Annotated in this window: 25 protein-coding genes; 9 read left to right on the forward strand and 16 right to left on the reverse strand. The window is 69.0% G+C overall.

Going from position 1 to position 26672, the window contains the following annotated elements; all coding sequences use genetic code 11:
• Positions 1 to 206: 206 nt before the first annotated feature.
• The 4 genes from R0232_RS29855 to R0232_RS29870 form a co-directional block, all read right to left on the reverse strand.
• Complete coding sequence (locus tag R0232_RS29855) at positions 207 to 1208, reverse strand: Bug family tripartite tricarboxylate transporter substrate binding protein (RefSeq protein WP_431510406.1); 1002 nt, start codon at positions 1206 to 1208, stop codon at positions 207 to 209.
• A 146-nt stretch (positions 1209 to 1354) separates the two neighbouring features.
• Positions 1355 to 2560, reverse strand: coding sequence for a 3-oxoadipyl-CoA thiolase (gene pcaF, locus R0232_RS29860; protein ID WP_431510407.1), 1206 nt, complete (start codon positions 2558 to 2560; stop codon positions 1355 to 1357).
• A gap of 156 nt (positions 2561 to 2716) precedes the next feature.
• On the reverse strand, positions 2717 to 3364 hold the full coding sequence (locus R0232_RS29865; protein WP_431510408.1) for a 3-oxoacid CoA-transferase subunit B: 648 nt from the start codon (positions 3362 to 3364) through the stop codon (positions 2717 to 2719).
• Positions 3361 to 4062 (reverse strand): 3-oxoacid CoA-transferase subunit A, encoded by a 702-nt coding sequence (locus tag R0232_RS29870; protein ID WP_208510979.1) that lies wholly within the window; start codon positions 4060 to 4062, stop codon positions 3361 to 3363. The genes R0232_RS29865 and R0232_RS29870 overlap by 4 nt, the downstream gene beginning before the upstream one ends.
• A 131-nt stretch (positions 4063 to 4193) precedes the next feature.
• Here R0232_RS29870 and R0232_RS29875 point away from each other — a divergent pair, with 131 nt between their 5' ends.
• Together R0232_RS29875 and R0232_RS29880 are read left to right on the forward strand one after the other, a co-directional pair.
• Positions 4194 to 4982 (forward strand): IclR family transcriptional regulator domain-containing protein, encoded by a 789-nt coding sequence (locus R0232_RS29875; RefSeq protein ID WP_093347615.1) that lies wholly within the window; start codon positions 4194 to 4196, stop codon positions 4980 to 4982.
• Positions 4983 to 5068: 86 nt separating this feature from the next.
• Positions 5069 to 6523 carry an esterase-like activity of phytase family protein gene (locus tag R0232_RS29880; protein WP_431510409.1) on the forward strand — a complete coding sequence of 485 codons (1455 nt, stop codon included), beginning with the start codon at positions 5069 to 5071 and terminating at the stop codon, positions 6521 to 6523.
• 19 nt (positions 6524 to 6542) lie between these two features.
• On the opposite strand, the gene R0232_RS29885 is transcribed toward R0232_RS29880, so the two are convergent.
• From R0232_RS29885 to R0232_RS29940, 12 genes are all read right to left on the reverse strand, one after another.
• A complete protein-coding gene (locus tag R0232_RS29885; protein ID WP_431510410.1) occupies positions 6543 to 7466 on the reverse strand; it encodes an SDR family oxidoreductase in 924 nt (307 codons plus the stop codon).
• Positions 7467 to 7512: 46 nt separating this feature from the next.
• Complete coding sequence (locus R0232_RS29890) at positions 7513 to 8400, reverse strand: helix-turn-helix domain-containing protein (protein ID WP_431510411.1); 888 nt, start codon at positions 8398 to 8400, stop codon at positions 7513 to 7515.
• A 46-nt stretch (positions 8401 to 8446) separates the two neighbouring features.
• Positions 8447 to 9454 carry a Bug family tripartite tricarboxylate transporter substrate binding protein gene (locus R0232_RS29895; RefSeq protein ID WP_431510412.1) on the reverse strand — a complete coding sequence of 336 codons (1008 nt, stop codon included), beginning with the start codon at positions 9452 to 9454 and terminating at the stop codon, positions 8447 to 8449.
• 78 nt (positions 9455 to 9532) lie between these two features.
• Positions 9533 to 10546, reverse strand: coding sequence for a branched-chain amino acid ABC transporter permease (locus R0232_RS29900; RefSeq protein WP_431510413.1), 1014 nt, complete (start codon positions 10544 to 10546; stop codon positions 9533 to 9535).
• Between the two features lie 5 nt (positions 10547 to 10551).
• The gene (locus tag R0232_RS29905) at positions 10552 to 11415 is read right to left on the reverse strand and encodes a branched-chain amino acid ABC transporter permease (protein ID WP_431510414.1); all 864 of its coding nucleotides are present in this window, start codon (positions 11413 to 11415) and stop codon (positions 10552 to 10554) included.
• Positions 11408 to 12124: an ABC transporter ATP-binding protein gene (locus R0232_RS29910; RefSeq protein WP_431510415.1), complete on the reverse strand. Its 717-nt coding sequence runs from the start codon at positions 12122 to 12124 to the stop codon at positions 11408 to 11410. The genes R0232_RS29905 and R0232_RS29910 overlap by 8 nt, the downstream gene beginning before the upstream one ends.
• A 124-nt stretch (positions 12125 to 12248) precedes the next feature.
• Positions 12249 to 12968 (reverse strand): ABC transporter ATP-binding protein, encoded by a 720-nt coding sequence (locus R0232_RS29915; protein ID WP_431510416.1) that lies wholly within the window; start codon positions 12966 to 12968, stop codon positions 12249 to 12251.
• 5 nt (positions 12969 to 12973) lie between these two features.
• Positions 12974 to 14227: an ABC transporter substrate-binding protein gene (locus R0232_RS29920; RefSeq protein WP_431510417.1), complete on the reverse strand. Its 1254-nt coding sequence runs from the start codon at positions 14225 to 14227 to the stop codon at positions 12974 to 12976.
• Positions 14228 to 14272: 45 nt separating this feature from the next.
• Entirely contained in the window at positions 14273 to 15736 is a 1464-nt protein-coding gene (locus tag R0232_RS29925; protein WP_431512937.1) for an aldehyde dehydrogenase family protein, read from the reverse strand.
• A gap of 134 nt (positions 15737 to 15870) precedes the next feature.
• The gene (locus R0232_RS29930) at positions 15871 to 16878 is read right to left on the reverse strand and encodes a hydroxyquinol 1,2-dioxygenase (protein WP_208511259.1); all 1008 of its coding nucleotides are present in this window, start codon (positions 16876 to 16878) and stop codon (positions 15871 to 15873) included.
• A 25-nt stretch (positions 16879 to 16903) separates the two neighbouring features.
• The gene (locus R0232_RS29935) at positions 16904 to 17443 is read right to left on the reverse strand and encodes a hydroxyquinol 1,2-dioxygenase (RefSeq protein ID WP_431510418.1); all 540 of its coding nucleotides are present in this window, start codon (positions 17441 to 17443) and stop codon (positions 16904 to 16906) included.
• 130 nt (positions 17444 to 17573) lie between these two features.
• The gene (locus tag R0232_RS29940) at positions 17574 to 18518 is read right to left on the reverse strand and encodes a LysR family transcriptional regulator (protein WP_093347648.1); all 945 of its coding nucleotides are present in this window, start codon (positions 18516 to 18518) and stop codon (positions 17574 to 17576) included.
• Between the two features lie 137 nt (positions 18519 to 18655).
• Here R0232_RS29940 and R0232_RS29945 point away from each other — a divergent pair, with 137 nt between their 5' ends.
• From R0232_RS29945 to R0232_RS29975, 7 genes are all read left to right on the forward strand, one after another.
• The gene (locus R0232_RS29945; RefSeq protein ID WP_431510419.1) at positions 18656 to 20203 is read left to right on the forward strand and encodes an amino acid permease; all 1548 of its coding nucleotides are present in this window, start codon (positions 18656 to 18658) and stop codon (positions 20201 to 20203) included.
• Positions 20204 to 20361: 158 nt separating this feature from the next.
• A complete protein-coding gene (locus tag R0232_RS29950) occupies positions 20362 to 21504 on the forward strand; it encodes a tetratricopeptide repeat protein (RefSeq protein WP_431510420.1) in 1143 nt (380 codons plus the stop codon).
• 101 nt (positions 21505 to 21605) lie between these two features.
• Entirely contained in the window at positions 21606 to 23042 is a 1437-nt protein-coding gene (locus R0232_RS29955; protein WP_431510421.1) for a L,D-transpeptidase family protein, read from the forward strand.
• Positions 23043 to 23454: 412 nt separating this feature from the next.
• Positions 23455 to 23640, forward strand: coding sequence for a Flp family type IVb pilin (locus R0232_RS29960; protein ID WP_208511253.1), 186 nt, complete (start codon positions 23455 to 23457; stop codon positions 23638 to 23640).
• A gap of 15 nt (positions 23641 to 23655) precedes the next feature.
• The gene (locus tag R0232_RS29965; protein WP_208511252.1) at positions 23656 to 24150 is read left to right on the forward strand and encodes an A24 family peptidase; all 495 of its coding nucleotides are present in this window, start codon (positions 23656 to 23658) and stop codon (positions 24148 to 24150) included.
• Positions 24151 to 24229: 79 nt separating this feature from the next.
• Positions 24230 to 25252 (forward strand): Flp pilus assembly protein CpaB, encoded by a 1023-nt coding sequence (cpaB, locus tag R0232_RS29970; RefSeq protein ID WP_208511251.1) that lies wholly within the window; start codon positions 24230 to 24232, stop codon positions 25250 to 25252.
• A 97-nt stretch (positions 25253 to 25349) separates the two neighbouring features.
• Positions 25350 to 26663 (forward strand): type II and III secretion system protein family protein, encoded by a 1314-nt coding sequence (locus tag R0232_RS29975; RefSeq protein ID WP_408908387.1) that lies wholly within the window; start codon positions 25350 to 25352, stop codon positions 26661 to 26663.
• The last annotated feature ends 9 nt before the right edge of the window (positions 26664 to 26672 follow it).

Here is a 26672-nt window from a genome sequence, read left to right on the forward strand (position 1 = left end):
GTGGTTTTTTCTCAAGATCGAGGAAAAAGGAGCGATTGGTTATTGGCCGCAACCATATCGCCCGCCCCCGGAACCACGCTGTAGGACGCGCTCAGGAAATAGTCAAAAGACTTCGTTGTTCGGTAAGAGACCGTAAAGCCTTCATCCGGTGAATCCAATCGCTCCCACGCTGCGTACGCCAGGGGCGTACGCAGCGTCACGCAGGCTCAGTCGAGCGATACGTTCGCTTTCCGAATGACATCCGTGAAACGGGTGGTTTCGGCCGCGACGAAGCCATTGAACTGCTCGCGCGTGGTCGGGAAGGGCTCGTAGCCGAAGCTCTTGAACTTCTCGAGCACGTCGGGTTCGGCCAGGCCCTTCTCGATGTCGCGCTTGATCTTGTCGGTGACCGCGGCCGGCAGGCCCTTGGGCACGGCGATCGCGTTCCAGCCGATCACCTCGAAGCCCTTGGGGCCGCCCGACTCGCTCACAGTGGGCACGTCGGGGAAGGCCGCCACGCGCTGCGGCGCCGCGGCCGCCAGGAAGCGCAGCTTGCCGGCGCGCTGCAGCGGGCCGGCGGTGGCGCTGCTGCCCAGCGCGAAGGCCAGCTCGCCGGTGGCGACCGAGGTGTAGAGCTGGGTGGTCTCCTTGTAGATCACGTGCTCCATCTGCGTGCCGGTGGCCGACTCGAACAGCTCCGAGCCCAGGTGCACCGGGTTGCCGACCGACCACGAGCCGTAGTCGAGCTTGCCGGGGTTGGCCTTGGCGTCGGCGATCAGGTCGCCCACGGTCTTGTACTTGCTGTTGGTGGCGACGGTGAAGAAGAAGTAGGTCTTGAACAGCGGCAGCAGCGCGTCGAAGTCCTTGGCCGTGTCGTAGGGCAGCTTCTTGAACAGCGCCGGGTAGGCGGCCAGGTGCACGTTGTCGAGCACGATGATGTCGTGGCCGTCCTTCGCGCCCCGCTTGAAGGCATCGATCGCGATGAAGCCGTTGCCGCCGGGCCGGTTCTCGACCACCACCGGCTGGCCCCAGGCGCGCGACAGCTTGTCGGCCACCAGCCGCGCCACGCCGTCGGGACCGCCGCCGACCGGGAACGGCGTGATGATGCGCACCGGCTTGCTCGGGAAGGCCGCCTGCGCGGTGGCCAGGGACGGCAGCAGGCCGGCCGCGGCCAGCGCGAAGGCGGCCAGGCCGAGGGCGCGGCGCGCCTTGTTCGATGTGGAAACCATGATCCTCTTTCTCCTTTTTGGTTGAAAAAAATGCCATCGGGCCGCGGGTGCGGCAGCCGATGGCTTCAAGTCGATCGATCGCGCGGTTGTTGTTGTCGGGTGTGGCCGATCGATCGACGGGGGTACGGTTCAGGTTGGACGCGGGCTCAGACGCGCTCGAGGATCAGCGCGATGCCCTGGCCGACGCCGATGCACATGGTGCACAGCGCATAGCGGCCGCCACTCTTGTGCAGCTGGTTGACCGCGGTGGTCGCGAGGCGCGCGCCGCTGGCACCGAGCGGATGGCCCAGCGCGATCGCGCCGCCGTTGACGTTGACGCGCGCGTCGTCGTCCGAAAGGCCCAGCAGGCGCAGCACCGCGAGGCCCTGCGCGGCGAAGGCCTCGTTGAGCTCGATCACGTCGATCTGGTCGAGCGTGAGGCCGGTGAGCGCCAGCACCTTCTGCGTGGCGGGCGCCGGGCCGATGCCCATGATGCGCGGCGCGACGCCGGCGGTGGCCATGCCCACGATGCGCGCGCGCGGCGTGAGGCCGTGCTTGGCGGCGCTGGCCTCGTCGGCCAGCAGCAGCGCGCAGGCGCCGTCGTTCACGCCGCTGGCATTGCCGGCGGTGACGGTGCCGTCGGGCCGCACCACGCCCTTGAGCTTGGCCAGCGCTTCGAGGCTGGTCTCGCGCGGATGCTCGTCCTTGTTCACGACGATCGCATCGCCCTTCTTCTGCGGCACGCTCACCGGCACGATCTCGGCGTCGAAGAAGCCGGCCTTCTGCGCGGCCACGGCGCGCAGCTGCGAGTTCAGCGCCATCCGGTCCTGCGCCTCGCGCTCGATCTTGTAGTCGGTGGCCACGTTCTCGGCCGTCTCGGGCATCGAGTCGACGCCGTACTGCGCCTTCATGAGCTTGTTGACGAAGCGCCAGCCGATGGTGGTGTCGTAGACCGCGTTGTTGCGGCTGAAGGCGCTCTCGGCCTTCGGCATCACGAAGGGCGCGCGGCTCATGCTCTCGACGCCGCCCGCGATCATCAGGCCGGCCTCGCCGGCGCGGATGGCGCGCGCCGCGCTGCCCACGGCATCGAGGCCCGAGCCGCACAGGCGGTTGATGGTGGCGCCCGGCACCTCGATCGGCAGGCCGGCCAGCAGCGAGGCCATGCGCGCGACGTTGCGGTTGTCCTCGCCGGCCTGGTTGGCGCAGCCGTACAGCACGTCGGTCACGGCCTGCCAGTCGACGTTCTTGTTGCGCTCGATCAGCGCCTTGAGCGGCACCGCGCCGAGGTCGTCGGTGCGCACGCTCGAGAGCGCGCCGCCGTAGCGGCCGAAGGGAGTGCGCACGGCGTCGCAGATGAAGGCTTGGTTGGTCATGGTGTGTCTCTATGAGGAGTGAATACGGGAGCGGGAACCGAACGCAGAGGTCGCGAAGGTTGCGCAGAAGTCGCAGAAGAAAAACCAAAAATGTTTTTGGATTCTTCTGCGACTTCTGCGTAGTTTTTGTCTTCCTTCTGCGTTCGGCTGCCCGTCTTATACGGCGATCGGCAGGCCCACGAGCTTCTCGAGCTCCGCATGCGCGAGCCCGTCGACCTTGTCGACCAGCTTCAGGCCCTGCGGCGTGCATTCGAGCGTGGCGAGGTCGGAGTACACGCGCTTCACGCAGCCGATGCCGGTCAGCGGGTAGCTGCACTGCGCGACGATCTTGCTCTCGCCCTTCTTGGTCAGCAGGTCCATCATGACCCAGGTCTGCTTGGCGCCGATCGCGAGGTCCATCGCGCCGCCCACCGCGGGAATGGCGCCGGCCTCGCCGGTGCTCCAGTTCGCGAGGTCGCCGGTGGCCGAGACCTGGAAGGCACCGAGCACGCAGATGTCGAGGTGGCCGCCGCGCATCATCGCGAAGCTGTCGGCATGGTGGAAGAAGGCACCGCCGGGCAGCAGCGTCACCGGCTGCTTGCCGGCGTTGATCAGGTCGTAGTCCTCCTCGCCGGCCTCGGGCGCGGGGCCCATGCCGAGGATGCCGTTCTCGCTGTGCAGGATGACCTCGCGGCCGGCCGGCAGGTGGTTGGCCACCAGCGTGGGCTGGCCGATGCCGAGGTTGACGACGGCGCCGTCGAAGATGTCCTGCGCCACGCGGGCGGCCAGCTGGTCCTTGGTGCGACGGGTGTAGCTCATGGTCATGCCTCCTTCTTGAAGCCGCCGGCCTGCGTGGCGACGCGCTCGATGCGCACCACCTTGTGCACGAAGATGCCGGGGGTGACGATGGTTTCGGGGTCCATGGTGCCGAGCTCGGCGATGTCGTGCACCGTGGCGATGGTCTTCTTCGCGGCCATGGCCATCACCGGGCCGAAGTTGCGCGCGGCCTTGCGGTAGACCAGGTTGCCCCAGCGGTCGCCGCGCTCGGCCTTGATCAGCGCCACGTCGCCGTGGATCGGGTACTCGAGCACGTACTGCTTGCCATCGATCTCGCGGGTTTCGCGGTTGCCCGCGAGCTCGGTGCCGTAGCCCGTGGGGCAGAAGAAGGCGCCGATGCCGGCACCGGCCGCGCGGATGCGCTCGGCCAGGTTGCCCTGCGGCACCAGCTCGAGCTCGAGCTGGCCGCTGCGGTAGAGCGCGTCGAAGACGTGGCTGTCGGCCTGGCGCGGGAAGCTGCAGATGATCTTGCGCACGCGGCCGGCCTTGAGCAGCGCGGCGAGGCCGGTGTCGCCGTTGCCGGCGTTGTTGTTGACCACCGTCAGGTCGCGCGCGCCCTGCTCGATGAGGCCGTCGATGAGTTCGCCGGGAATGCCGGCGGTGCCGAAGCCGCCGATGAGAACGGTGGCGCCATCGGCCAGGCCCGCGAGGGCATCGGCGATGGAGGGCGCGATCTTGTCGATCATGGATCTGTCTCCGAAGAAGGATGGTGGAGAGGCGGGAAGACGGGTTGTCGCTGCGCGTCTTGGGGGAAATCTATTTTGTTCGTATATCGAACATCTGTTCGTATAATGAATTCTAGAGAGGATCCACACCCATGGCAACCCGCCCCCTTGCGCCCACCGAGACGCCCGCCCCCGGCGACAGCTACGTGCAGTCCTTCGCGCGCGGCCTGCAGGTGATCCGCTCGTTCAGCGCGAGCGCGCCGCACCAGACGCTCAGCGAGGTGGCCGCCGCCAGCGGCCTCACGCGCGCGGGCGCGCGCCGCATCCTGCTCACGCTGCAGACGCTGGGCTACGTGGTCAGCGACGGCAAGCTGTTCACGCTCACGCCGCGCATCCTCGACCTGGGCTTCGCCTACCTGTCGTCGATGCCGATCTGGAACCGCGCCGAGCCCGTGATGGAAGCGCTGGTGCAGCAAGTGCAGGAGTCGTGCTCGGCCGCGGTGCTCGACGCCACCGACATCGTCTACGTGCTGCGCGTGCCGACGCAGAAGATCATGCGCATCAGCCTCGGCGTGGGCTCGCGGCTGCCGGCCTACTGCACCTCGCTGGGCCGGCTGCTGCTGGCCGACCTGCCCGACGAAGAGGTGCGCGCGCGGCTCGAGGCCTCGGCGATCGAGCCGCTGACCAAGCACACGGTGACCGACATCGACGCGCTGCTGGCCAAGGTGGCGCAGGCGCGGCGCCAGCAGTGGTGCCTGGTGAACCAGGAGCTCGAGGAGGGCCTGATCTCGGTGGCCGCGCCGATCGTCGACCGCGCGGGCCGCATGGTGGCCGCGCTCAACATCAGCGGCCAGGCCAACCGCACCAGCGCGAAGGTGATGCAGGACAGCATGCTGCCCGCGCTGCGCGAGGCGGCGCAGCGGATCTCGAGCCTGCTCTGAGCGAGCGCGCCCGGTGCGCAAGGCCTTCACCGGACTGTCATCGCCGCTCTCTAGATTCCCGCGGCACAACAACCGGGGGATCAGCCATGTCCATCACGTCCGGCCGCTTCGCGCGGTCCGTCCTGTCGCGCCATCTCGCCGCGGCCCTGTCCACGATCGCGCTGCTCGCCGCCTGCGGTGGCGGCGATGGCGGCGGCATCGCCTTCCCGGTGCTGCCGCCCGCGCCGGCACCGGCCCCCGCGCCGCCGGCCCCGCCGCCCGCGGCCGAAGGCAAGGGCCTGCCGCACCAGCTCACGGGCTGGGCCTCGCTGTCCGACACGGCGCGCTGGAGCGGCCCGACCTCGGGCCAGTTCATCACCGCCGCGCTCGGCGTGGCGCCGCCCTTCGTCAACGGCCAGCCGATCCCGGGCTTCTCGGCACTGCTGAAGAACGACGACGGCAGTTGGACCGCCCTGCCCGACAACGGCTATGGCAGCAAGGGCAACTCGGCCGACTTCGTGATCGGCTTCTACAACGTGAGCATCGCGTTGCGCACCACGGCCGACGGCAGCAGCCGCCCGGGCGCGATCACGGTCAACCGCCACGTGGCCTTCAACGATGCCAAGGGCTTCCTCAAGGACGGCAAGGGCGTGGATCTGAAGATCACGGCCGACTTCGCCAACTACCAGACGCTGTCGGGCAACACCCTGGTCGACAGCGGCATCGCGGTCGATGCGCGCATCCGCAGCGGCCGGCTGCTCACGGGCTTCGACCTCGACGTGGAATCGATCGCGCGCGCACCCGACGGCAGCTACTTCGTCGGCGAGGAGTTCGGCCCCTACATCCTGCATTTCGACAAGGACGGCACGCTGATGGCCGACCCGGTGCCGCATCCCTTCCTGCGCAGCCCCTCGCACCCCGAGGTGATGGCCGGCACCGTCAGCTCCACCTCGCTGTCGAGCCGCGGCTTCGAGAGCCTGGCCTTCAACGCCGACCGCAGCCGGCTCTACGCCGTGCCCGAGGCCGCGCCCTCGCTGGCGTCGCTGCGCCCGGTGGCCGACGACGAGCGCTACCTGAACTTCTTCGAGTTCGATCCGGCCGCGATGCTCTACACCGGCAAGACCCTCGTCTACAGGAAGGACGGGCCGGCCAAGGACAACCAGATCGTGATCGGCGACATGACGAACGTCGGCGGCAGCCGCTTCGTGCTGATCGAGCGCGACAGCCTGTTCGGCACCAAGGCGGTGGTCAAGCGCCTCTACCTCGTCGACCTCGACGTGAAGGACGCCGACGGCGCGCTCAAGAAGACGCTGCTGGTGGACCTGCTCGACATCGCCGACCCGAAGGGCATCGGCGGCCCGCTGCCCAACGTGGCGGCCGGCCGCTTCAGCATGCCCTTCGACTCGATCGAGAGCGTGGAGGTGGTGGACGCGCACACGCTCGCGGTGGCGATCGATTCGAACTTCCCGACCGAGGACGGACGCCTGCCGGGCAACCCCGACGACACCGAGGTGATCACGATCCGCTTCGACCAGGCGCTGTTCGACCGCGCCGCGAAGTGAGCCGAGGGACGGTGGCGTCTCAGGCGCCGCCGTCCTCCATCTCGAAGGGCGCGACCTGCCGGCCGTCGATGTCGGTGAAGCCGTACTCGCGCGCGAGGTCGCCCACGCGCAACGCGCGGCCGGTCTTGTGCATCACGTTCGCGTCGCCGGCCAGCGCCACGATGGCACGCCCGATGTAGCGCGGCGATTCGGTGCGCGCGAGCGCGGGCCGCTCGTGCCAGTGCGCCTCGTCGGTCTGGTGGCCGGCCAGCACGAACTCGGTGCGCATCCAGCCCGGCGACACCGCCACCGAGGCCACGCCGTGCGCGCGCAGGTCCTGCGCCATGCCGAAGGCCAGCCGCGTCATCGCGGCCTTGGCGAGGTCGTAGAACAGGCTGCCGCGCAGGTAGCGGTCGCGGTCCCAGAAGGTGGTGGTGGCGATCAGGCCGTGGCCCTGGCGCACCAGCAGCGGCGCGGCGCAGCGGCTGGCCACGAGATGGTTGCGCACGCCGCGGTCGAACATGGCCTCCCAGTTCGACAGCGGATGCTCCCAGAACGGCGCCTCGAACACGCCGTTGAAGCTCTCGTGGCCGCCCCAGGCGTTGTTGACCAGCAGGTCGAGCCGACCGGCCTCGCGCTCGACGCGCGCGAACAGCGCCTGCACCTGCGCTTCGTCGGCATGGTCGCAGCGCACCGCCACGCCCTGGCCGCCGAGGCGCGTGACCTCCTCGGCCGTGTCCTCGATGCTGCCGGGCACGCGCTGCATGCCGGACAGCGCAAGGATCTGGCCGTAGCTGTCCGCGGGCTGCGCGCGCGTGCTGCGGCCCGTGACATAGACGGTGGCGCCGGCCGCGCCGAGTTCGAGCGCGATGCCGCGCCCCGCGCCGCGGCTCGCGCCCGTGACCACGGCCACGCGGCCTTGCAGGGAGGGCAGTGCATTCGCACCCGTGGGCTGGTCGGTCATCGGTCGGCTCGCTGAAAAGGAAAGAAGCGCCGAAGGTAGCGCCGCCTCACGCCGGCGTCTTGGAAGAACCCGCAATCGCGCGGCCCAGGAACTCGGTGGGCGTGACGCCGCACAGCGCGCGGAACTCGTTGACCATGTGCGACTGGTCGTAGAAGCCGCTGTCGACCGCGACCTCGGCCCAGGCCGGCATCGGCGTCGCACGCAGCGCGCGCAGGCAGCCATGCATGCGCGCGAGCCGGCGCCAGGCGCGCGGCGAGAGGCCGACCTGCGCATGGAACAACTGCTGCAGCCGGCGCTCGCCCAGGCCCACCGCCTCGGCCACCTCGCGCAGCGGACGCCGGCCGGCCGAGGCCGCGATCAGCTGCGCGGCCTGCAGCGCGCCCGGATGCAGGCCCAGCCTCGCCTGCGCGCGGCCGTCGGCCTCGGCGAGGCGGCGGCACAGCGCGGCATCGAGCAGCGCGACGCGCGCGGCATCGCTGGGGGCGTCGGCCATGCGTTCGAGCAGTTGCGCACCGGCGCCGCGCCAGAGTTCGTCGAGATGCAGCACGCGGCCCGCGAGCTCGCCCGCGGGCAGGCCGAGCAGCAGGGCCGCGGCACCGGGCCGCAGGGTGATCGACAGGCCTTCCATGCGCTTGCGCAGCCGCACCAGCACGGCTTCGGCCGAGGCGCCGATGGCCTCGACGGCCAGGCCCTCGACGCCGTTGGCCGAGGGCGCGTCGCCGAGGTTGAAGACCAGCCGCGCGGCACCGTCGGGCAGCACGCGCTCGAGCACCTCCTCGCCCTCGGCGAAGCGCTCTCTGTAGACGAGGATGTTGGCGACATGCGGACGCAGCGGCGCGCTGGCGGCGAAGGAGCGCACCGCGCTACCGGGCGCGTCCATCGGCGGCCCGAGCACGGGGCCGTCGTCGAGATGGAGGAAAAGGCGCTCGCTCATGCCGGTCGGTCCGGTATCGGGCCGGCCAGCATGCCACAGGCGACGCTCAACCCTCGGCGTGGATGCCCTTCATCAGGATCACGCCGCCCAGCCGCGCGGTGTCGGCGCGCATGCGGCGCGCCAGCGCGTCGGGCGAACCGGGCTGGGCCTGCCAGCCGGTCTTGAGCAGCGCCTCGCGCACCTCGTCCGTGCTGATGACCTCGACCAGCGCGGCATTGAGCCTGGCCAGCGCGGCCTTGTTCATGCCCGCGGGCGCGGCCAGCGCGGTCCAGATCTCGAGGTCGGCGCCGCGCACGTCGGCATCGCGGATGGTCGGCAGATCGGGCACCAGCGGGCTGCGCTCGGGCGAGGTCACGCCGATGGCCTTGAGCTTGCCCGAACGCACGTGCGGCATCGCGAGCGCGGGCGGCAGCAGCGCGAGCTGGATCTCGCCCGCGAGCAGGCCCGCGATCACCTGCGGATTGCCGGTGTAGGGCTTGTGCTGCGCGGTGATGGCCGAGCGGCTCTTGAGCAGTTCCATGCCCAGGTGGCCCACCGTGCCCACGCCCGGCGTGCCGTACTTGCCGCCGCTGCCGAGGTTGCGCACCCACAGCAGATGGTCGGCCGCGGTCTTGCCGGTGGCATTGCCCGAGACGGCCAGCACCAGCGGCGCGGTGCCGACCATGCCGACCGGCGCGAAGTCCTTCTCGGGATCGAAGGAGAGCTTGGGATTGAGCAGCTTCGCGATCGTGAGGTTGCCGTTGATCAGCGCGCCGATGGTGTGGTCGTCGGTGGCCTTGGCGACCTGGTCGGCCACGATGTTGCCGCTCTCGCCGGGCTTGTTCTCGACCAGCACCGGCTGACGCAGCAGCTTCGAGAGCGGCTCGGCGATGGCGCGCGCCAGCAGGTCGGGCGAGGCGCCGGTCGGGAAGCCGACCAGCAGTTTCACGGGCTTGGTGGGCCAGGCGGCTTCGCCGGCGCGCGGCTTGTCCTGGGCCCAGGCACCCTGGGGAAGAAGGGAGGCGGCCAGCGCTGCGGCGCCACCCTCGAGCAGGCGGCGTTTGGTGATCGTCACGGGAGGAACTCCGGATGTAAGCGGCGGAGCAACAATTGTAAACAGATCGTTACATGAATGCTGCGACGCAACGCGAAATCACGGTTCCCTGGCGACCAGCCTGCGTTGCGTGGGAAACAGCGACCAGCCCCAGCGCTGCTGCGCGAAGCCCCACAGCCCCTGCTTGAAGAACAGCGTGGCCACGATCGCGAGCAGCCCGAGCCCCAGCAGGTACCAGGTGCCGTAGTCGCTGAGGAACTTGTTGAGCGCCCAGAAGACGAGCGCGCCGACCAACGGCCCTTCGATGCGGCCGATGCCGCCGATCACCACCATGAAGATCGCGAACGCGCTCCAGTTGACGCTGAAGGCCGCGTCGGGGCTGATGCGCAGGTTGCCGACGAAGTACAGCGCCCCCGCGAGCCCCGCGCCGAAGGCCGCGACCCCGTACACGGCGAGCTTCATGCGCGCCACCGGCACGCCCTGCGACTCGGCCGCCACTTCGTTGTCGCGGATCGCCAGCAGCGCCAGGCCGCGCTTGCTGCGCAGGAACAGGTAGACCAGCGCCACCGCCGCCACCACGCAGCCCAGCGCCATCCAGTAGGTGACGCTCTCGCGCGTGGCCTTGTCGATGCCGCGCAGCGCCGTCAGCGTGGTGCCCGAGCCGCCGCCCACCGCCGACACGTTGGCGAAGCTCAGCCGGAACACCTCGGCGATGACCCAGGTGCCGATCGCGAAGTAGCCGCCCGAGAGCCGGAACGCGATGAAGGAGACCGGAATCGCGACCAGTCCCGCGGCCAGCGCGCCCAGCGGGATCGCGACGAAGGGATTGAGCCCCGCGAAGTTGCCGAGCACCAGCATCGCGTAGCCGCCGACGCCGAAGAAGGCCTGCTGCCCGATGCTGACCATGCCGCCATAGCCCGCGAGCAGGTTCCACATCATCGCGAAGATGAAGTAGCAGGCGATCTCGACGAACTCGCGCATCCAGCTCGACTCGCCCCACAAGGGCAGGCTGGCGGCGACGAGCACCAGCACGATGCCGACGACGAGGGCGCCGCGGCTCGCGGCGGTGGCGCGCTCGACCGCGACGAAGGAAGGGGTGGCGGGGATCGTCATCGGCGTCATCCGCGTGTCTCGGGAAAAAGGCCCTGCGGCCGGAACACGAGCACCGCGAGGAACACGATGTGCCCGAACCAGATGCCCCAGCCCGGATCGAGGCGGAAGCCCACCTGCTGCGCGATGCCGAGGATCATGGCGCCGGCCAGCGTGCCCCAGAACGAGCCCATGCCGCCGATGATCACGGCCTCGAAGGCGAACAGCAGCAGCAGCGGGCCGTCCGAGGGCGACACCGTGGTGCGCATGCCCTGCAGCGCGCCCGCGATGGCGATCAGCACGAAGGCGATGGCGGTCGCGAGGGCATAGACCTTCTTCGCATCGAGCCCCATGAGCTCGGCGATCTCGCGGTCGTCCGACACGGCGCGGAACGACCGGCCCAGCGCGGTGTGCGCGAACAGCCATTGCAGCGCGCCGGTGGCCACGAGCGCCACGGCCAGCACGATCAGCGGCAGCACGCCGAGCGACAGCGATTCGCCGAGCGCCAGGCCGCGCGTGCCGAGGCCGCCGGTCTCGATGGCGCGCGGATCGGCCGAGAACAGCTCGAGCAGCAGGTTCTGGATCACGATCGACAGGCCGAAGGTGACGACCAGCGAGGGCAGCGGGTCCTTGCCCAGCGTGCCGTTGAGCACCCAGCGCTGCAGCGCGTAGCCGAAGCCGAAGGCCACGGGCAGCACCGCGAGCGCGACCAGCCACGGCGCCGCGGCGCCGGCCAGCGACACGCCCGCGATCACCGCGAAGGCGCCGAGGATGATGAAGTCGCCCTGCGCCGTGTTCGTGAGCCGCATGACGCCGAACATCAGCGACTGGCCGAGCGCGAACAGCGTGTAGAGGCCGCCGAGCAGCACGCCCTGGAGCAGGGTCTCAAGCATGGGCCGCCTCGATGCCGAAATAGGCCTGAGCGATCCGTTCGCGCGTGAGATCGGCCGACAGGCCCTCGAGCGACACGCGACCTTCCTGGAAGCAGTAGACGCGCCGCGAGACCTGGCGCGCCATCGTCACGTCCTGCTCGACGATCACCACCGTCATGCCCTCGGCCGTGATGCCGGGCATGGCCGCGTAGATCTCGCGGATGACGACCGGCGCGAGGCCCAGCGAGAGTTCGTCGCACAGCAGCACGTCGGGATTGCTCATGAGCGCGCGGCCCAGCGCCACCATCTGCTGCTGGCCGCCCGACAGCGAGGTGCCGGGCTGGCGGCGCTTCTCGGCCAGGATGGGGAACAGGCCGTAGAGCCGCTGCAGGTTCCACGGGCCCGAGCGCCCCGCGGTGGCGCCCATCAGCAGGTTCTCTTCCACGCTGAGGCTGGGAAACAGCCGCCGGCCCTCGGGCACCAGCGCCAGGCCGCGCCGCACGATCTCGCCGGGCGGCAGGCCGCCGATGGGCTCGCCCCTGAAACGGATCGCCTCGCGCGGCGCGCGCACCAGGCCCGTGAGGCTCTTGAGGAAGGTCGACTTGCCCGCGCCGTTGGCGCCGATGATCGCGACGAGTTCGCCGGCGGCGAGCGCGAAGTCGATGCCGAAGAGTGCCTGGGCATCGCCGTAGAAGGCCTGCAGGCCATGGGTGGTGAGCAAGGCGGTCATGGTCTTTGCTCCCTCCCCCTCTGGGGGAGGGCCGGGGTGGGGGCAAACGGCGTTGGCTTGGTGGCGCTGTCGTGCCCCCATCCCAGCCTTCCCCCAGAGGGGGAAGGAGCTATGCGGTGCGCGCTCATGCTTCCATCCCCATGTACACGCGCCGCACCTCCGGATCGTTCATCACCACGCGCGGTTCGCCCTCGGCCAGCTTCTGCCCGAAGTTGATGACGAACAGCCGGTCGGCCAGCGACAGCAGCGCATGCACCACGTGCTCGATCCAGATCATGGTCACGCCGCGCGCCTTGATGCGCCGCAGCTCGCCCACCAGCACCGCGGCCTCGGGCTCGGTGAGCCCGCCCGCGATCTCGTCGAGCAGCAGCAGCCGCGGCTTCGTCGCGAGGGCGCGCGCGAGTTCGAGCCGCTTGCGGTCGAGCAGCCGCAGCCCGCCGGCCGGCGCGTTCGCCTGCGCCATCAGCCCGGTCTGCGCCAGCACCTCGTGCGCCGTGCGCCAGGCCTCGCGCTCGGTCTGCTGCCCGCCGAAGCAGGCCGCGGTCACGAGGTTCTCGAACACGCTCATGTTCCCGAAGGGCTGCGGCACCTGGTAGCTGCGGCCGATGCCGGCGCGGCAGCGCTGGTGCGGACGCAGCCGCGTCACGTCGCGACCCGCATAGTCGACCCGGCCCGCATCGGCGCGCACGTCGCCCGAGATCAGGTTGAACAGCGTGGTCTTGCCCGCCCCGTTGGGGCCGAGGATGCCCAGCGTCTCGCCCTCCGCCACCGCAAGCGTGATGCCGTCGGTGACCTTGAGCGCGCCGTAGGACTTGCTCACGCCATGCAATGCCAGCAGCGCCATGGCGGTCAGAGCGCGCGCAGCTTGCCGCCGGTGGGAATGCCCGGCGCGGCCTCGTTGTTCACGAGGGTGAGTTCCACCTTGTACTTCGTGCCCTTGCCCCACTGGCCGAGCACCAGCGGCGTCTTGCTGACATTCTTGAACGGCCCCTGGCCGCCCCACTTGACCGGGCCGACCACCGACTGGATCGAGGTCGCGGCCACGGCATCGCGCACGTCTGCGGCCTTGAGCGACTTCGCGCGGCCCAGCGCGTTGGCCGCCACCTCGAACAGCGCATGCGCGAAGCCGATCGGCTGCGTCCACTGCTTCTTCGTGCCAGCCTCGTACGCCTCGGCCAGCGCCTTCGCGCTCTGCTTCGTGAGGCTCGACGCGAAGGGATGCGAGGGGCTCCACCAGACCTCGGTCGAGAGGCCGTCGCCGAGCTCGCCCAGCGCCTCGATCGCGCCCGGGAACAGCAGCGCCTTGCCGAGCGTGATCACCTTCGGTTTGAAGCCCTGCTGCCGCGCCTGCGTGAGGAAGGTCTTGGCATCGGGCGGGATCACCACGCCGGTGACGATCTCCACGCCCTCCTTCTTGAAGGCCGCGATCTGCGCGCTGAAGTCCTGCGTGCCGTTCTGGAAGCGGCCCGGGTCGGTGAGCGTGAAGCCCATCTGCGCGAGCGGCTTCGGAAAGCCCAGCTCCTTGTCGCCCCAGGCGTTGCCGTCGCCGTCGTTCGGGAACAGCCCGCCCACCTTCTTGTTGGTGACCAGCGTCTTCCAGCCGCTGGTGAAGTTGGCGATGACGTCCTCGAGGCCCCAGAACAGGTGGTAGGTCCAGTCGAAGCCCTTGGCCGGATCGCCCTTGCGGCCGAAGAACCAAGGCTGCCACGGCACCACGCTCGAGATGCAGGGCACCTCGTTGAGCTCGCAGGCATCGCTGACCGGGTTCGCGGTCTCGGGCGTGCCGGCCGTGAGCACCAGCGCCACCTTGTCCTTGAGGATCAGGTCGTTCGCGACCTCGCCCGCGCGGTTGGGGTTCGACTGGCTGTCCTTCAGCACGATCTGCACCGCGTACTTGCGGCCGCCGACCGCGATGCCGTCCTTGAAGGCGGCCTTCATCTGGTCGATGACCCACTTGTCGGCCTCGCCGAAGGGCGCGAGCGGGCCGGTCTGCGGCGACACGTAGCCGATCTTGAGCGTGTCGGCCGCGAACGCCAGCGGTGTCGCGCCCGCGGCGACGAGGGCCGCGGTGGCCTGGGTGAATTGCCTGCGATTGAATGTCATGCCTGTCTCCTGTTCTTGTGTCTGCGGATGCCGCTCTGCCGAAACTCAGCGCGCGAAGTGCGGCGGTATCCGCGCGTCGACGTTGACCCACACGCTCTTGACCTGCGTGTACTCGCGCATCGCGTCGAAGCCCATCTCGCGGCCGTAGCCGCTCTGGCCCACGCCGCCGAAGGGCGAGCCGGGGTTCACGCGCTTGTAGCTGTTGATCCAGACCATGCCGGCGTGCAGCTCGCGCGCCACCTTGTGGGCACGCTGCAGGTCCTTCGTCCACAGGCCCGAGCCCAGGCCGTAGTCGGTGCCGTTGGCGATGCGCATCGCCTCCTCGTCGTCCTTGAAGGTCAGCACGGTGACGAACGGACCGAAGACCTCCTCCTGCGCGACGCGGTCGCGGTACGACTTCGCGCGCATCACGGTGGGCTCGACATAGCAGCCCTTGGCGAGATCGCCGCCCGGCGACCGGCCGCCCGCGAGCAGCTCGCCGCCCTCGCCCTGCGCGACCTCGACGTAGCCCAGCACGCGCTCGCGGTGCTGGGCGCTGGTCAGCGGGCCCATCTCGGTGGTCTCGTCGAGCGGATTGCCGAGGCGGATCGACTTGGCGAGCGGAACGAACTGCGCGAGGAATTCGTCGGCGATCCGCTCGTGCAGCATCAGCCGCGAACCCGCGATGCAGGCCTGGCCCTGGTTGTGGAAGATGGCCCAGGCGCTGCCGTTGACGGCGGCCTGCAGGTTCGCGTCCTCGAACACGATGTTGGGCCCCTTCCCGCCGAGCTCGAGCTGCACCTTCTTGAGGTTGCCCGCGCTGGCCTGCACGATGCGCCGGCCCGTCGCCGTGCTGCCCGTGAAGGCGATCTTCGCGATCTCGGGATGCTCGGCGATGTACTGGCCCGCCACGCTGCCCAGGCCCGGCAGCATGTTGACCACGCCGGGCGGCAGGCCGGCCTCGGCCATCAGCTCGGCGATGCGCAGCGAACTCAGCGGCGTGATCTCGGCCGGCTTCATCACGATGCAGTTGCCGGCCGCGAGCGCGGGCGCCATCTTCCAGCTCGTGAACATCAGCGGGAAGTTCCACGGCACCACCTGGCCGACGATGCCCACGGGCTCGCGCAGCGTGTAGTTGAGGAAGCCTTCCTCGACGGGAATGGTCTCGCCCTGGAACTTGTCGGCCATGCCGCCGAAGTAGCGGAAGCACGCGGCGGTGCGCGGCACGTCGAGCCGGCGCGAATCGCGGATCGGATGGCCGGTGTCCAGCGATTCGAGGCGCGCGAGCTCCTCGGCGTTGGCCTCGATCAGGTCGGCGAGCCTGAGCAGGATGCGGCCGCGGTCGGCGGCGGCCATGCGGCTCCACGCCGGGAACGCGCGCTTCGCGGCGGCGACGGCCTTGTCGACGTCGGCCTTGCCCGCGAGCGCGACATCGACGATCGGCGTGTTGTCGTGCGGGTTCAGGGTGGCGAGGGTCTCGCCCGATTCGGCGTCGACGAAGCGGCCGTCGATGAAGAGCTGGTGGCGGATGGAAGCAATGGGCATGAGCATTCCTCTCCCTCCCCCTTTGGGGGAGGGTTGGGGTGGGGGCTTCTTCGAAGAGGGCGCGGGCTCGCAGAGCCCCCACCCCGGCCCTCCCCCAGTGGGGGAGGGAGACAGGCAGGTCAGAACTGCACGGGAATCTCTGGTGACTCGCCCTTCTGGATCTCGTACACCAGGCTCGGCGAGCCGTTCTCCCACACCAGCAGCATCGAGCGCTTGGGGCTGAAGCCCTGGTGGCGGCAGTAGGCGGGCATGGCGGCCATGTCGCCGGCCTTCATGATCACGCGCGCCATCGGCTTGCCGGTGTTCTTGTCGCCGCAGTCCCAGTGGATCTCGTCGGTCATCTGGAAGAACCACTCGACGCGGTCGTTGCCGTGGATGATCGGCAGGATGTGCTCCTCGGTCGTCGGGCACATGTAGCTGTGCTTGACCACCGAGGTGAAGCTCGGGTTCCAGGTCACCTGCGAGCGGCTCAGGAAGCCGAAGAGATTGAAGGCATGCACCTCGTTCTCGAAGCCGGGCTCGGGATGCAGCTCGGGCTGGTCCTGCGGCACGTCGGCGAAGGCGCGGTTGACCGGCGCGCCGCGCTCGTCGCTGCGCAGGTCGAGGTCGCCCTGGAGGCCCACGCAGCGCGTGGCGAGTTCGCGTGCCCGCGTGATCTTGGCCGTGTTGTTGCCGTTCTTGCGGCCGTAGGGCGAGCCGGTTTCCTGCGGCGCGGCGAAGGGATCGAAGCTCTGGTTGGTCCAGTCGTCGAGCATGGCCTCGAAGGTGGCGCGGATCTGGGCGCTCGGGAAGTTCTCGAGCAGGTCGATGCCCGCATCCTTCATGGTGCCGTTGAAGCTGCCGGCATAGAGGTCGACCGAGTCGTAGTGGTTGACGGTGCCGAACACGCTGTCGAAGTTGACCCAGCCGTAGAAGAAGCCCCAGGCCACGTCGCGCATCAGCGCGCGCAGGTAGTTGCCGGCATCCATGGTGTGGCTCATCGGGCGGCCGTCGCGGGTCTGCCAGCCGATGTGGACGAAATACTCGTCGCGGCGGAAGCGGAAGCTGCCGAGCGAGAAGTCCTTGTAGCCGAGCGTGGCGTCGGGTTGCGAGGCGATGACTCGGGCGAGTTCTGCGGGTGCGTTCATGGCGTGCGTTCCTCTTTCGATGCGATCAATGCGATTGGCAGATCTCGGCCCACTTCTCGACCGACAGCTCGCCCTTGCAGGTCTGCAGCACGATCACGCCGGGGCGTGCGCTGCGGAACTGGTAGGCGGTGTTCTTCGGCAGCAGGCCCTGGTGGCCGCGCGAGAGCTTCATCCAGCCCATCTTCTTGCCGCGCGGCTCGCCCTCGACCTGCACGGCGCCGTTCTTCTCGGGGTCGGCCACCTTCTGGGCCGTGTCGAGCTGCACCAGGTGCACCTCGACCTCGCCGTCCATCACCAGCGCGAACTCGTCGTGCGCACAGGTGAACCAGGGCGAGTGGCCCTCGGCGCGCAGGGTCTCGAGCACGTAGATCTGGTTCTGGCCGAACACCACCTTCTCGTAGGGCCGGCTGTTGTTCGCGATCTCGAAGCAATTGGAGAAGGCGTAGTGGCGCACGTCGTCGGCGATCGGCTCGACGTGGCCTTTCTCGTAGTGGGCGAGCGAACCGAAGCGGGTGCGGTAGGCGGGCCCTTCGTGGACTTGGTGGGTCTGGGCGGTCTGGGTCATGGCGGTCTCCTTGGTTCTGGCTTGGACCGAACTCTAGGAAACAACCGGGGGGGCCGGTAGGGACCAGATTGGAAGAGGATTATTCGCAGACTCCGAATAATCGCTGGGGTTTACCCGGGAACGCGTGCCCTCACTCGATCAGTTCGGCCGGGATCATTCCGCGCTCGATCAGCGTGGCGTCCCAGGGCGGCACGCGCGTGAAGCGGGTCGCGATGTGCTCGATGAACAGCCGCAGCTTGAGCGCGTTGCGCGAGGTGCCCGCATAGACCGCGCTCAGCGAGAACGACGAGAGCTGGTGCTCGGGCAGCACCACGCGCAGCTCGCCACGCGCGATCGCGTCGCCCGCCACCAGCGTGGGCAGGCAGACGATGCCCGCATGCTCGAGCGCGTACTCGCGCAGCAGGTGCACGCTGTTGGTCAGCAGCGCGGCCGCGAGGTAGATGGTGGTCTGCTCGCCCTGGTGATGGAAGGTCCAGCGGTCGCGCGTGGGATAGCCCGAGTACAGGCCCAGCTTGTGGCGGTGCAGCTCGCGCGGGGTCGCGGGCGTGCCGTGGCGCTCGAGGTACTCGGGCGTGGCGCACAGCAGCCGGCGCACCGGGAACAGCGGGCGCGACACCAGTTCCTCGGAGGCGGCCGGGAAGATCTGCAGCGCGCAGTCGACGCCGGCCTTGACCGGATCGACCACCGCGTCGCTCACGATCAGCTCGAGGTGGATGTCGGGATAGGTGGTGTGGAACTCGCGCAGCAGCGAGGCGAAGCGCCCGAGCACCATGCCCGTGAGCGCATGCACGCGCAGCACGCCCGAGGGGGTGCCGCGCGCATCGCGCATCTGGTCGACGATGTCGTTGGCGCGGCCCACGAGCTCCACGCAGTCGCGCAGGAAGGCCTGGCCCACGTCGCTGAGCCGCACCACGCGCGTGCTGCGGTGGAACAGCGGCGCGCCGAGGAACTCCTCGAGCTGCTTGACGCGCGTGGTGACCACCGAGTTCGCCACCCGGAGCTGGCGCGCCGCCTCCGCAAAACTCTGCGTCTGCGCGACGCGCACGAAGGCTTCGATGCTCTGGAGGCGGTCCATGGCGGGACTGTACTGTGCGGGCCCCGCGGCCGTACCCCGGGGCGACGCGGGGGTGCGCGCAGGGCCGCACTTATGATCGCCGCCACCTCGCGCGGGCCTCACGGTCCGCGCGGGCTCATACGGGAGAACACAACGACATGGCAACGGACTCCACCGCGCCCACCCTCGCCTCGCGCACCGCCGCCGAGGAACCCACGCTGCGCCGCGCGCTCGGCACGCGCCACCTGACGATGATCGCCATCGGCGGCTCGATCGGCACCGGCCTGTTCGTGGCCTCGGGCGCCACGGTGTCGCAGGCCGGCCCGGGCGGCGCGCTCGCGGCCTACCTGCTGATCGGCGCGATGGTCTATTTCCTCATGACCAGCCTCGGCGAGCTCGCGGCCTGCATGCCGGTGTCGGGCTCGTTCGCGACCTATGGCGCGCTCTACGTCGACGAGGGCTTCGGCTTCGCGCTCGGCTGGAACTATTGGTACAACTGGGCCGTGACCATCGCGGTCGAGCTCGCGGCCGCGCAGCTGGTGATGCAGTACTGGTTCCCGGGCACGCCGGCCATGCTGTGGAGCGCGCTGTTCCTCGGGCTGATGTTCCTGCTCAACGCGATCTCGGTGCGCGGCTTCGGCGAGGCCGAGTTCTGGTTCGCGCTGGTCAAGGTGGTGACGGTGATCGCCTTCGTGGTGGTCGGCGTGCTGATGATCTTCGGCATCCTGCGCGGCGACCGGCCCGCGGGCTTCGGCAACCTCACGCTCGGCGACGCGCCCTTCGTGGGCGGCCTGCCCGCGATGATCGGCGTGGCGATGATCGCGGGCTTCTCGTTCCAGGGCACCGAGCTGATCGGCGTGGCGGCCGGCGAATCGGCCAACCCCGCGAAGAACATCCCGCGCGCGGTGCGCCAGGTGTTCTGGCGCATCCTGCTGTTCTACGTGCTGGCGATCGGCGTGATCGGCGTGCTGATTCCCTACACCGACCCGAACCTGATCAAGACCGATCTCCACGCCATCGGCGTGAGCCCGTTCACGCTGGTGTTCCGCCACGCCGGGCTGGCCTTCGCGGCCAGCGTGATGAACGCGGTGATCCTCACGGCCGTGCTGTCGGCCGGCAACTCGGGCATGTATGCCTCGACCCGGATGCTGTTCAACCTCGCGAAGGACGGCCGCGCGCCGCGCTGCTTCGCGCGGCTCACGCGCACGGGCGTGCCGCTCAATGCGCTGCTCGCGACCACCGCGGTCGGCGCGCTGTGCTTTTTGACCTCGCTGTCGGAAAGCCAGGGCGTGTACCTGTGGCTGCTGAACCTGTCGGGCATGACCGGCTTCGTGGCCTGGCTCGGCATCGCGGTGAGCCACTACCGCTTCCGCAAGGGAATGATGGCGCAGGGGCTGGACCTGTCGCTGCTGCCCTACCGCTCGCCCTTCTTCCCCTACGGGCCGCTGTTCGCCTTCGGCCTGTGCCTGGTGGTCACGCTGGGCCAGAACTACGCCGCCTTCACGGGCGGGCACATCGACTGGATCGGCGTGTTCTCGACCTACATCGGGCTGGTGCTGTTCGTGGCGGTCTGGTGGGGCTACCGGCTGGCGCGCGGCAGCCGCTTCGTGGCCTACCGCGACATGCATTTCCCGGCCCTGCTGCGGCCGGCGCTGGGCCATGGGCTGGCGCCGACGGACAGCGGGCAGGAACGCGGCGCGGCGTGAAAGGCCCGGCACCACGGTTTTCGGTGGTCGATGCCGCGGGGAATGAAACGGCGTTGCAGGCACGCCGCAGCGGCGCCCTCGGTGTGTCTGAAGGTTAACTGCCCCACTTACAATCCCGGGCGCATCCCCTTTCCTCTCCCTCACGAGGCCTCGTCGCCATGCCCAAGAGCCCCCTGCGCACTCCTTTCAGCCTGACGCCCGTCGTGCGCGCCCTGTTCCTGGCCGCCGCGGTCGGCGCCACGGCCCTGCCCGCGCTGGCGGCGCCCGAGCACGAGGAAGTCGACCGCCTGATGCAGGCCGGCAAGCTCGAGGAAGCCTCGACCAAGGCCGACGCCTTCCTGAAGGACAAGCCGCGCGACCCGCAGATGCGCTTCCTCAAGGGCGTGATCCAGCTCGACACCGGCAAGCGCGCCGAGGCGATCGCGGCCTTCACCCAGCTCACGCAGGACGCCCCCGAGCTGCCCGAGCCCTACAACAACCTCGCGGTCATCTACGCGAGCCAGAACCAGTTCGACAAGGCGCGCAACGCCCTCGAGAGCGCGATCCGCACCAATCCGAGCTACGCCACCGCCCAGGAAAACCTCGGCGATCTCTATGCGCGGCTCGCGAGCCAGGCCTACAGCAAGGCGCTGCAGCTCGACCAGAACAACACCGCGGTCGCGCCCAAGCTGGCGGTGATCCGCACGCTGTTCGTGCCGGCCGTGCCCGGCGCCAAGCCGACCGTGCTGGCGGCAGCACCCGAGGCACCGCGCCCGGCACCGGCGGCCCCGGCCCCCGCCCCGGTCGCGAAGGCACCCGCCCCCGCTCCGGTGCCCGTCGCGGCCCCCGTGCCGGCGCCAGCGCCCGCACCGGTGGCCAAGGCCCCGGCGCCCGCACCTGCACCGGCACCGGCCGTGGTCGCCAAGGCCCCCGAGGCTTCGCCCCCGGCCGCCGCACCGGCCGCGCCCGCTGCTTCGTCGAGTGCCAACGCGGAAGTCGAATCGGCCGTGCGCGGCTGGGCGGCCGCCTGGGCCGGCCAGGACATGGACCGCTACCTCGCCGCCTACGGCAGCGACTTCACGCCCGGCGGCGGCCAGAGCCGCAAGAACTGGGAAGAGGAACGCCGCGCGCGCATCGTCGGCAAGTCCAGCATCAGCGTGAACCTCGAGAACCTCGTGATCCAGGTCAACGGCCAGTCGGCCACCGCCAAGTTCCGCCAGGTCTACCGTGCCGACAACCTCAACATCTCCAGCCGCAAGACGCTGGAACTGCAACGCTCCGGCGGTCAGTGGCACATTCGCAAGGAAAGCGTCGGCGGCTAGTGGCAGACATCGTCCGGCGGGGCCGGCCTCAGATCCCAGAACTCCGGCGCGGCGGGAGCCTCCTTGCCGCGCTGATGGCCGCGTCGGCCCTCGTGCTCGCCATGCCTGCCGGCGCCGCCGGCAGCACGGGCAAGACCGCGCATGCCAAGACGGCCGGCGCCAAGTCGGGCAAGAGCGCTGCCGGCAGCAGCCGCTCGGCGCAGAAGGAAAAGGCCGGCGCCAAGGAAGTGCGCGGCACCCGTGAATCGCGCAGCGTGCGCGAAGCCCGGGAGGCACGCGAAGCCCGTGACGCCAAGGGCGGCAAGGCCCAGGCCCGCCTGAAGAAGGGGGCCGTGGCGACCGCGGCCGCCGCGGCGGCCGGCACCGCCGCCGCTTCCTCCGAAGCCCGCAGCGCGCGCAAGACGCCGCCCGCGGGCGCGATCCAGGAAGCCGGCAACGCCGAGGCGCGACTGATCGCGATCTACGAACTCTTCGGCCGCGGCCAGCCGCGGCCCGCACTGGCCAAGGCGCGCGAACTGGTGCGCGACTACCCGAATTTCCAGCTCGCGCAGCTCGTGTACGGCGACCTGCTCGCCTCGCAGGTGCCGGCCGTGCACAGCCTCTCGGACGCCGCCAGCGTGGCGCGCCTGAAGGGCAATCCGGCCATGGCCGAGCTGCAGGAAGAATCGCGCCGCCGCCTGCAGGCGCTGCGCGAACGGCCGCCGCCGAACACCGTGCCCTCGCAATTCCTCGAGCTGTCCACGCGCAGCCGCTATGCGATCGCCATCGACGCCTCGCGCTCGCGCCTGTACCTGCTCGAGAACGGCGACAAGGGCCTGAAGCTCGTGGCCGACTACTACATCTCGGTCGGCAAGTCGGGCATCGACAAGGCGATCGAGGGCGATGCGCGCACCCCGCTGGGCGTGTACTTCATCACCAGCAGCCTCGATCCGAAGTCGCTCAAGGACTTCTACGGCGCCGGCGCGCTGCCGATCAACTACCCGAACGCCTACGACCAGCGCCGCGGCAAGACCGGCGGCGGCATCTGGCTGCACGGCACGCCCTCGCAGCAGTACGCGCGCGCGCCGCTGGCCAGCGACGGCTGCGTGGTCATGGCCAATCCCGACCTGCGCCAGCTGCTGCGCAAGGTGCAGATCGGCGCCACGCCGGTCGTCACCGCGCGCAGCCTGCAATGGATTTCCCAGCCCCAGGCCGAAAAGGATGCCCAATCCTTTACCAGCGCGATCAATGCCTGGAAAGACGCCCGGACCCAGGGAAATGAAGCGCAATTGAAAAAATTCTATTTGCCGGATTTTCAGCGCCAAGCCAAAAAATCGGCCGACGGAATTTCAATTGTCCGCGACGAAATGGAATACGCCCAGGGCCGGCGTATTCAGTTAAAGGATGTTTCCTACCTCCATTGGCGCGACAGCGACGACACCATGGTTGCCACTTTCGGCGAGGTGTTCGAGGGGGAACGCAGCGGACGCACGCGCCGCCAGTACTGGCTTCGCCAAGGCGGCGAGTGGAAGCTCTTCCACGAGGAAATCCTGGGCTGATCCCCCTTCGCAGGCAGGGTTGAGGCCCTGAACCTGTGATTTTTTGCGCACGGTCCAACCCTTTCTGGACTGTTACATCTGACCGTTTTCGGGTCGTGTCACGTAACACGTAACACGCATGTACCCGTAACGCGCCACTCTCGCGCACCCCTGTTCCGTAACACTCCCTCCCGTCTTCATGGGATGTCGGTGCACGCCTACAGAGGGAAAAATCGTTTCCGAACTGTTACTCAGCGTCTCTGACCGACCGGTCAACCGATGTCCGTGGGAGTTGGCAGCCATCGTGCTAGCAATCCTTGACTAGCACAGCGGAACTCCCTTCCATCGGGTTTGCCTTGTTGATACACAGAGTTACGCCGGATAACATTCGCACCGCCAGCCCTTGTTAACGACTTTTTCTGAAAGGTTAATCATGCTCAACGCTATTACTCGTTTTATTCGTGATGAAGAAGGCGCAACCGCCATCGAATACGGAATCATTGCAGGCCTGATGGCCATGATCCTTCTCGCCGTTTTCGGCAAGGACACCACCAGCGGTGTCGGCGCGATCTTGAAGGGAATTTTCGACAAGATCAAAACCAACGTCACGCCCACCTGATTGCGCAAATCCTGCATGCACCATCTGTGGTTGTTGTGGCTTCTATTTGTCGCGGTCTATGACGCTCGTCAACGGCGCGTTCCCAACTGGCTGGTTCTGGCCGGTGCGGGCGCTGCCGTGGGAGCACTCGCGATGAATCTGCAGCCCTTCAGTACCGGATGGCAGGACGCGTTGGCAGGTGCCGCCGCGGGGTTCGCCTTTCTTCTGCTCTTCTACATCGCCGGTCTCATGGGAGCCGGCGATGTGAAGTTCGCCGGTGCACTCGGCCTGTGGGTGGGCATGTCTCCCCTGCTCCCGATCTGGATCGGTGCCAGCCTGATCGCTGGCGTGCACGGCCTGCTCTGGTTGTTCCTGCAACGCTGGCCCGTATTTCCTCGTCTCGCCCTGATGCTGTCGGCCAACCCCAATGCCAAGAATCAGGGTCCTGGCAAGCGGATCCGACCCATTCCCTACGCGACCTATCTCGCCCTGGCCGCGGCGGTCTGGATGGTCTGGGGGCGACAGAGTTAGACGTTCCGCCTGCTCGTTGCCACAGGCCTTCTTCCCGACATCGATCGCCTGACCACCTTTCCCATTCCGACGCAGCCTCATGATCAACTTCACCAAAATCATTGCCGCCCTTCTGGTGCTCTTGGCGATCCTTCTCGGGGGCTATGCCTGGATGCTGAGCCGCCAGCCCGCGCCGCAGACACCCGCAAGCGCTTCGTCCGCACCCGCGACCGCCAAGCCCTCGGACAAGGCGCAGGCGCCGACTTTTGCCGTGGTCGTTGCCGCCAAGCCGCTCGCGGCCGGACAGGAAATCCCTGCCGACGCGCTGCGCGTCGAACAACTCACGATCAATCCCGCCGGCGCGTTCAAGGAGACGAGCGCGCTGGCCGGCCGGGTGCCGGTGATCGACCTCGGCGAAGGTTCTCCCTTGCTCGAAGCACAGCTCGTCTCGGGCCTGGCGCTGCGCGTCGAGGAAGGCGAGCGCGCCGTGGCGATTCGGGCCGACGAAGTGATGGGCGTGGGCAACAAGGTTCAGCCCGGCGACTTCGTGGACGTCTTCGTGATGCTCAAGTCCGACGGCAAGGACGTGGACCGCAGCCAGGCCCGGCTGCTGATGGCACGCAAGCGTGTGCTCGCCTTCGGCAACGCCTCGGTGGACGGCATGTCTTCCAAGGCGCCGGTGGACAGCCGCAACGGCGGCAATCCCGCCGTGCAACAGCGCAACAACGAGCCGCCGCGCACCGCGGTGCTCGCCGTGCCCGTGCAGGACATCAACCGCCTCACCTCGGCGGAATCCACCGGAAAACTGCTGCTCGCGCTGCGCAATCCGCTCGACACGGCCATGCCCGATCCGGCCCTTTTCGCGGAACTGCCGACGGCGCTTCAACCGCAGCCACCGAAGCGCGGCGAACCGCCGCGTCCGCCGCTCGAGGGCCTGGACCTGGCACAGGCCGGCTTGACGACCTCCGACCTGGTGTCGGGAGGCAGTGCCGGCGCACGCCGTGCAGCCCCGGAAACCCGCGCCGTCGCAAGGACCGCTCCGCGCTCGTCCGGCTCCGGCGCGAGAGCGGGCCTCGAGGTGGAAATGATCCGCGGCGACCGCAGCGAGACCGTTCGCTACTGAATCGAACAGCATCCAACGACCTTGCCCTGAAAGCAGATCCATGCCGGACACCAACCGCTCCCCGACCATCCACACCGCCCGCCGCCTTCCACGTCTGTTGCGGCCTTCGGTGCTGGCTCTCTGCCTGGCGGCACCCGCAGCCTGGCCGCTGGCCGCATCGGCACCGGAAACGACGGCGGGCAACACGACGCCGTTCGTGGTCGCAGCGGGCACGCAGCGGGAGCTCCTGATCGAACGCGGCGTCGACCGGCTCGCCATTGCCGACGAGGCGGTCGCCGGCGTCACCGTCACGCGCAAGACCTCCGGTTCTCCCGCCGCGCGCCTGCTCGTGACGGGCAAGACAGCAGGCCGCACCACGCTGATGGTCTGGGAGAAGGGCCAATCCGCGGCAACCACGTACACCGTGGACGTGCAACGCCGAAGCACCGCACTGGCCGGCTCGATGGAAAGCCTGCCGGACTACCAGCGCGCGCGGGAAACCGCGCTGCTGTCCACGCCGGAGGAAAAGCCCACCGTCATCGACCGTTCGAGCGTCAACGTGCGCAGCCACACGGTACAGGTGGCCGTGAAGGTGGTGGAGTTCAATCGCAGCGTGCTCAAGCAGGCGGGCTTGAACCTCTTCAGCACCCGTACCAATTCGCACGGCTTCAGCTTCGGCGTGTTCACGCCCAGCTCCTTGACCAAGGCCACCTTCGGCGGCGACGGCTCGATCACCAGCGAATACAACCTGCCCCTCGCGCAGGCCTTCGGCCTGTTGCTGAACTTCGGCAAGGCGGGGATCGGCCTCAACGTGGGCTTCCTCGAAGGCAACGGCATGGCCCGCGTCCTGGCCGAACCCACGCTGGTCGCCATGTCGGGCCAGAGCGCGAGCTTCCTCTCGGGCGGCGAGCTGCCGGTCCCGGTTCCCCAGGGCCTGGGCTCCACGGCCATCGAATACAAGCCTTTCGGCATCGGCCTCAAGCTGACGCCCACCGTGCTGTCGAACGATCGCATCGCGCTCAAGGTCGCGCCCGAAGCCAGCGACCTGGACTACACGAACGCCTCGAGCATCAACGGCGTCGCGGTTCCCGCGATCACCACGCGGCGCGCCGACACCACGGTCGAACTCGGCGACGGCGAGAGCTTCATCATCGGCGGCCTCGTCAGCCGTTCGACCACGTCGAACGCGGACAAGGTTCCGCTGCTCGGCGACCTGCCGGTGCTCGGCAGCTTCTTCAAGCAGACCAAGTACCAGATGAACGAGAAGGAACTCGTCATCATCGTGACGCCGCAGCTCGTGAAGCCGATCGCGCGCGACACCGACCTCACCCCCTACCTGCCAGGTACCGCGGAACAGCGCGATGGCGCCGTGTGGCGCTCCTACCTGCTGGGCCCCGCCGGAGGCAACGTCGTCCCCGGTTTCTCGCGCTGACAAGGACGA

The organism is Variovorax sp. DAIF25 (assembly GCF_050711835.1).
Lineage (GTDB): Bacteria > Pseudomonadota > Gammaproteobacteria > Burkholderiales > Burkholderiaceae_C > Variovorax.

Excerpts from the sequence above, each read along its gene's own strand:
- R0232_RS29855 (WP_431510406.1), bottom strand. The coding sequence starts at position 1,208 with ATGGTTTCCACATCGAACAAGGCGCGCCGCGCCCTCGGCCTGGCCGCC.
- pcaF (WP_431510407.1), bottom strand. The coding sequence starts at position 2,560 with ATGACCAACCAAGCCTTCATCTGCGACGCCGTGCGCACTCCCTTCGGC.
- R0232_RS29865 (WP_431510408.1), bottom strand. The coding sequence starts at position 3,364 with ATGACCATGAGCTACACCCGTCGCACCAAGGACCAGCTGGCCGCCCGC.
- R0232_RS29870 (WP_208510979.1), bottom strand. The coding sequence starts at position 4,062 with ATGATCGACAAGATCGCGCCCTCCATCGCCGATGCCCTCGCGGGCCTG.
- R0232_RS29875 (WP_093347615.1), top strand. The coding sequence starts at position 4,194 with ATGGCAACCCGCCCCCTTGCGCCCACCGAGACGCCCGCCCCCGGCGAC.
- R0232_RS29880 (WP_431510409.1), top strand. The coding sequence starts at position 5,069 with ATGTCCATCACGTCCGGCCGCTTCGCGCGGTCCGTCCTGTCGCGCCAT.
- R0232_RS29885 (WP_431510410.1), bottom strand. The coding sequence starts at position 7,466 with ATGACCGACCAGCCCACGGGTGCGAATGCACTGCCCTCCCTGCAAGGC.
- R0232_RS29890 (WP_431510411.1), bottom strand. The coding sequence starts at position 8,400 with ATGAGCGAGCGCCTTTTCCTCCATCTCGACGACGGCCCCGTGCTCGGG.
- R0232_RS29900 (WP_431510413.1), bottom strand. The coding sequence starts at position 10,546 with ATGACGATCCCCGCCACCCCTTCCTTCGTCGCGGTCGAGCGCGCCACC.
- R0232_RS29905 (WP_431510414.1), bottom strand. The coding sequence starts at position 11,415 with ATGCTTGAGACCCTGCTCCAGGGCGTGCTGCTCGGCGGCCTCTACACG.
- R0232_RS29910 (WP_431510415.1), bottom strand. The coding sequence starts at position 12,124 with ATGACCGCCTTGCTCACCACCCATGGCCTGCAGGCCTTCTACGGCGAT.
- R0232_RS29915 (WP_431510416.1), bottom strand. The coding sequence starts at position 12,968 with ATGGCGCTGCTGGCATTGCATGGCGTGAGCAAGTCCTACGGCGCGCTC.
- R0232_RS29920 (WP_431510417.1), bottom strand. The coding sequence starts at position 14,227 with ATGACATTCAATCGCAGGCAATTCACCCAGGCCACCGCGGCCCTCGTC.
- R0232_RS29930 (WP_208511259.1), bottom strand. The coding sequence starts at position 16,878 with ATGAACGCACCCGCAGAACTCGCCCGAGTCATCGCCTCGCAACCCGAC.
- R0232_RS29935 (WP_431510418.1), bottom strand. The coding sequence starts at position 17,443 with ATGACCCAGACCGCCCAGACCCACCAAGTCCACGAAGGGCCCGCCTAC.
- R0232_RS29940 (WP_093347648.1), bottom strand. The coding sequence starts at position 18,518 with ATGGACCGCCTCCAGAGCATCGAAGCCTTCGTGCGCGTCGCGCAGACG.
- R0232_RS29945 (WP_431510419.1), top strand. The coding sequence starts at position 18,656 with ATGGCAACGGACTCCACCGCGCCCACCCTCGCCTCGCGCACCGCCGCC.
- R0232_RS29950 (WP_431510420.1), top strand. The coding sequence starts at position 20,362 with ATGCCCAAGAGCCCCCTGCGCACTCCTTTCAGCCTGACGCCCGTCGTG.
- R0232_RS29955 (WP_431510421.1), top strand. The coding sequence starts at position 21,606 with ATGCCTGCCGGCGCCGCCGGCAGCACGGGCAAGACCGCGCATGCCAAG.
- R0232_RS29960 (WP_208511253.1), top strand. The coding sequence starts at position 23,455 with ATGCTCAACGCTATTACTCGTTTTATTCGTGATGAAGAAGGCGCAACC.
- R0232_RS29965 (WP_208511252.1), top strand. The coding sequence starts at position 23,656 with ATGCACCATCTGTGGTTGTTGTGGCTTCTATTTGTCGCGGTCTATGAC.
- cpaB (WP_208511251.1), top strand. The coding sequence starts at position 24,230 with ATGATCAACTTCACCAAAATCATTGCCGCCCTTCTGGTGCTCTTGGCG.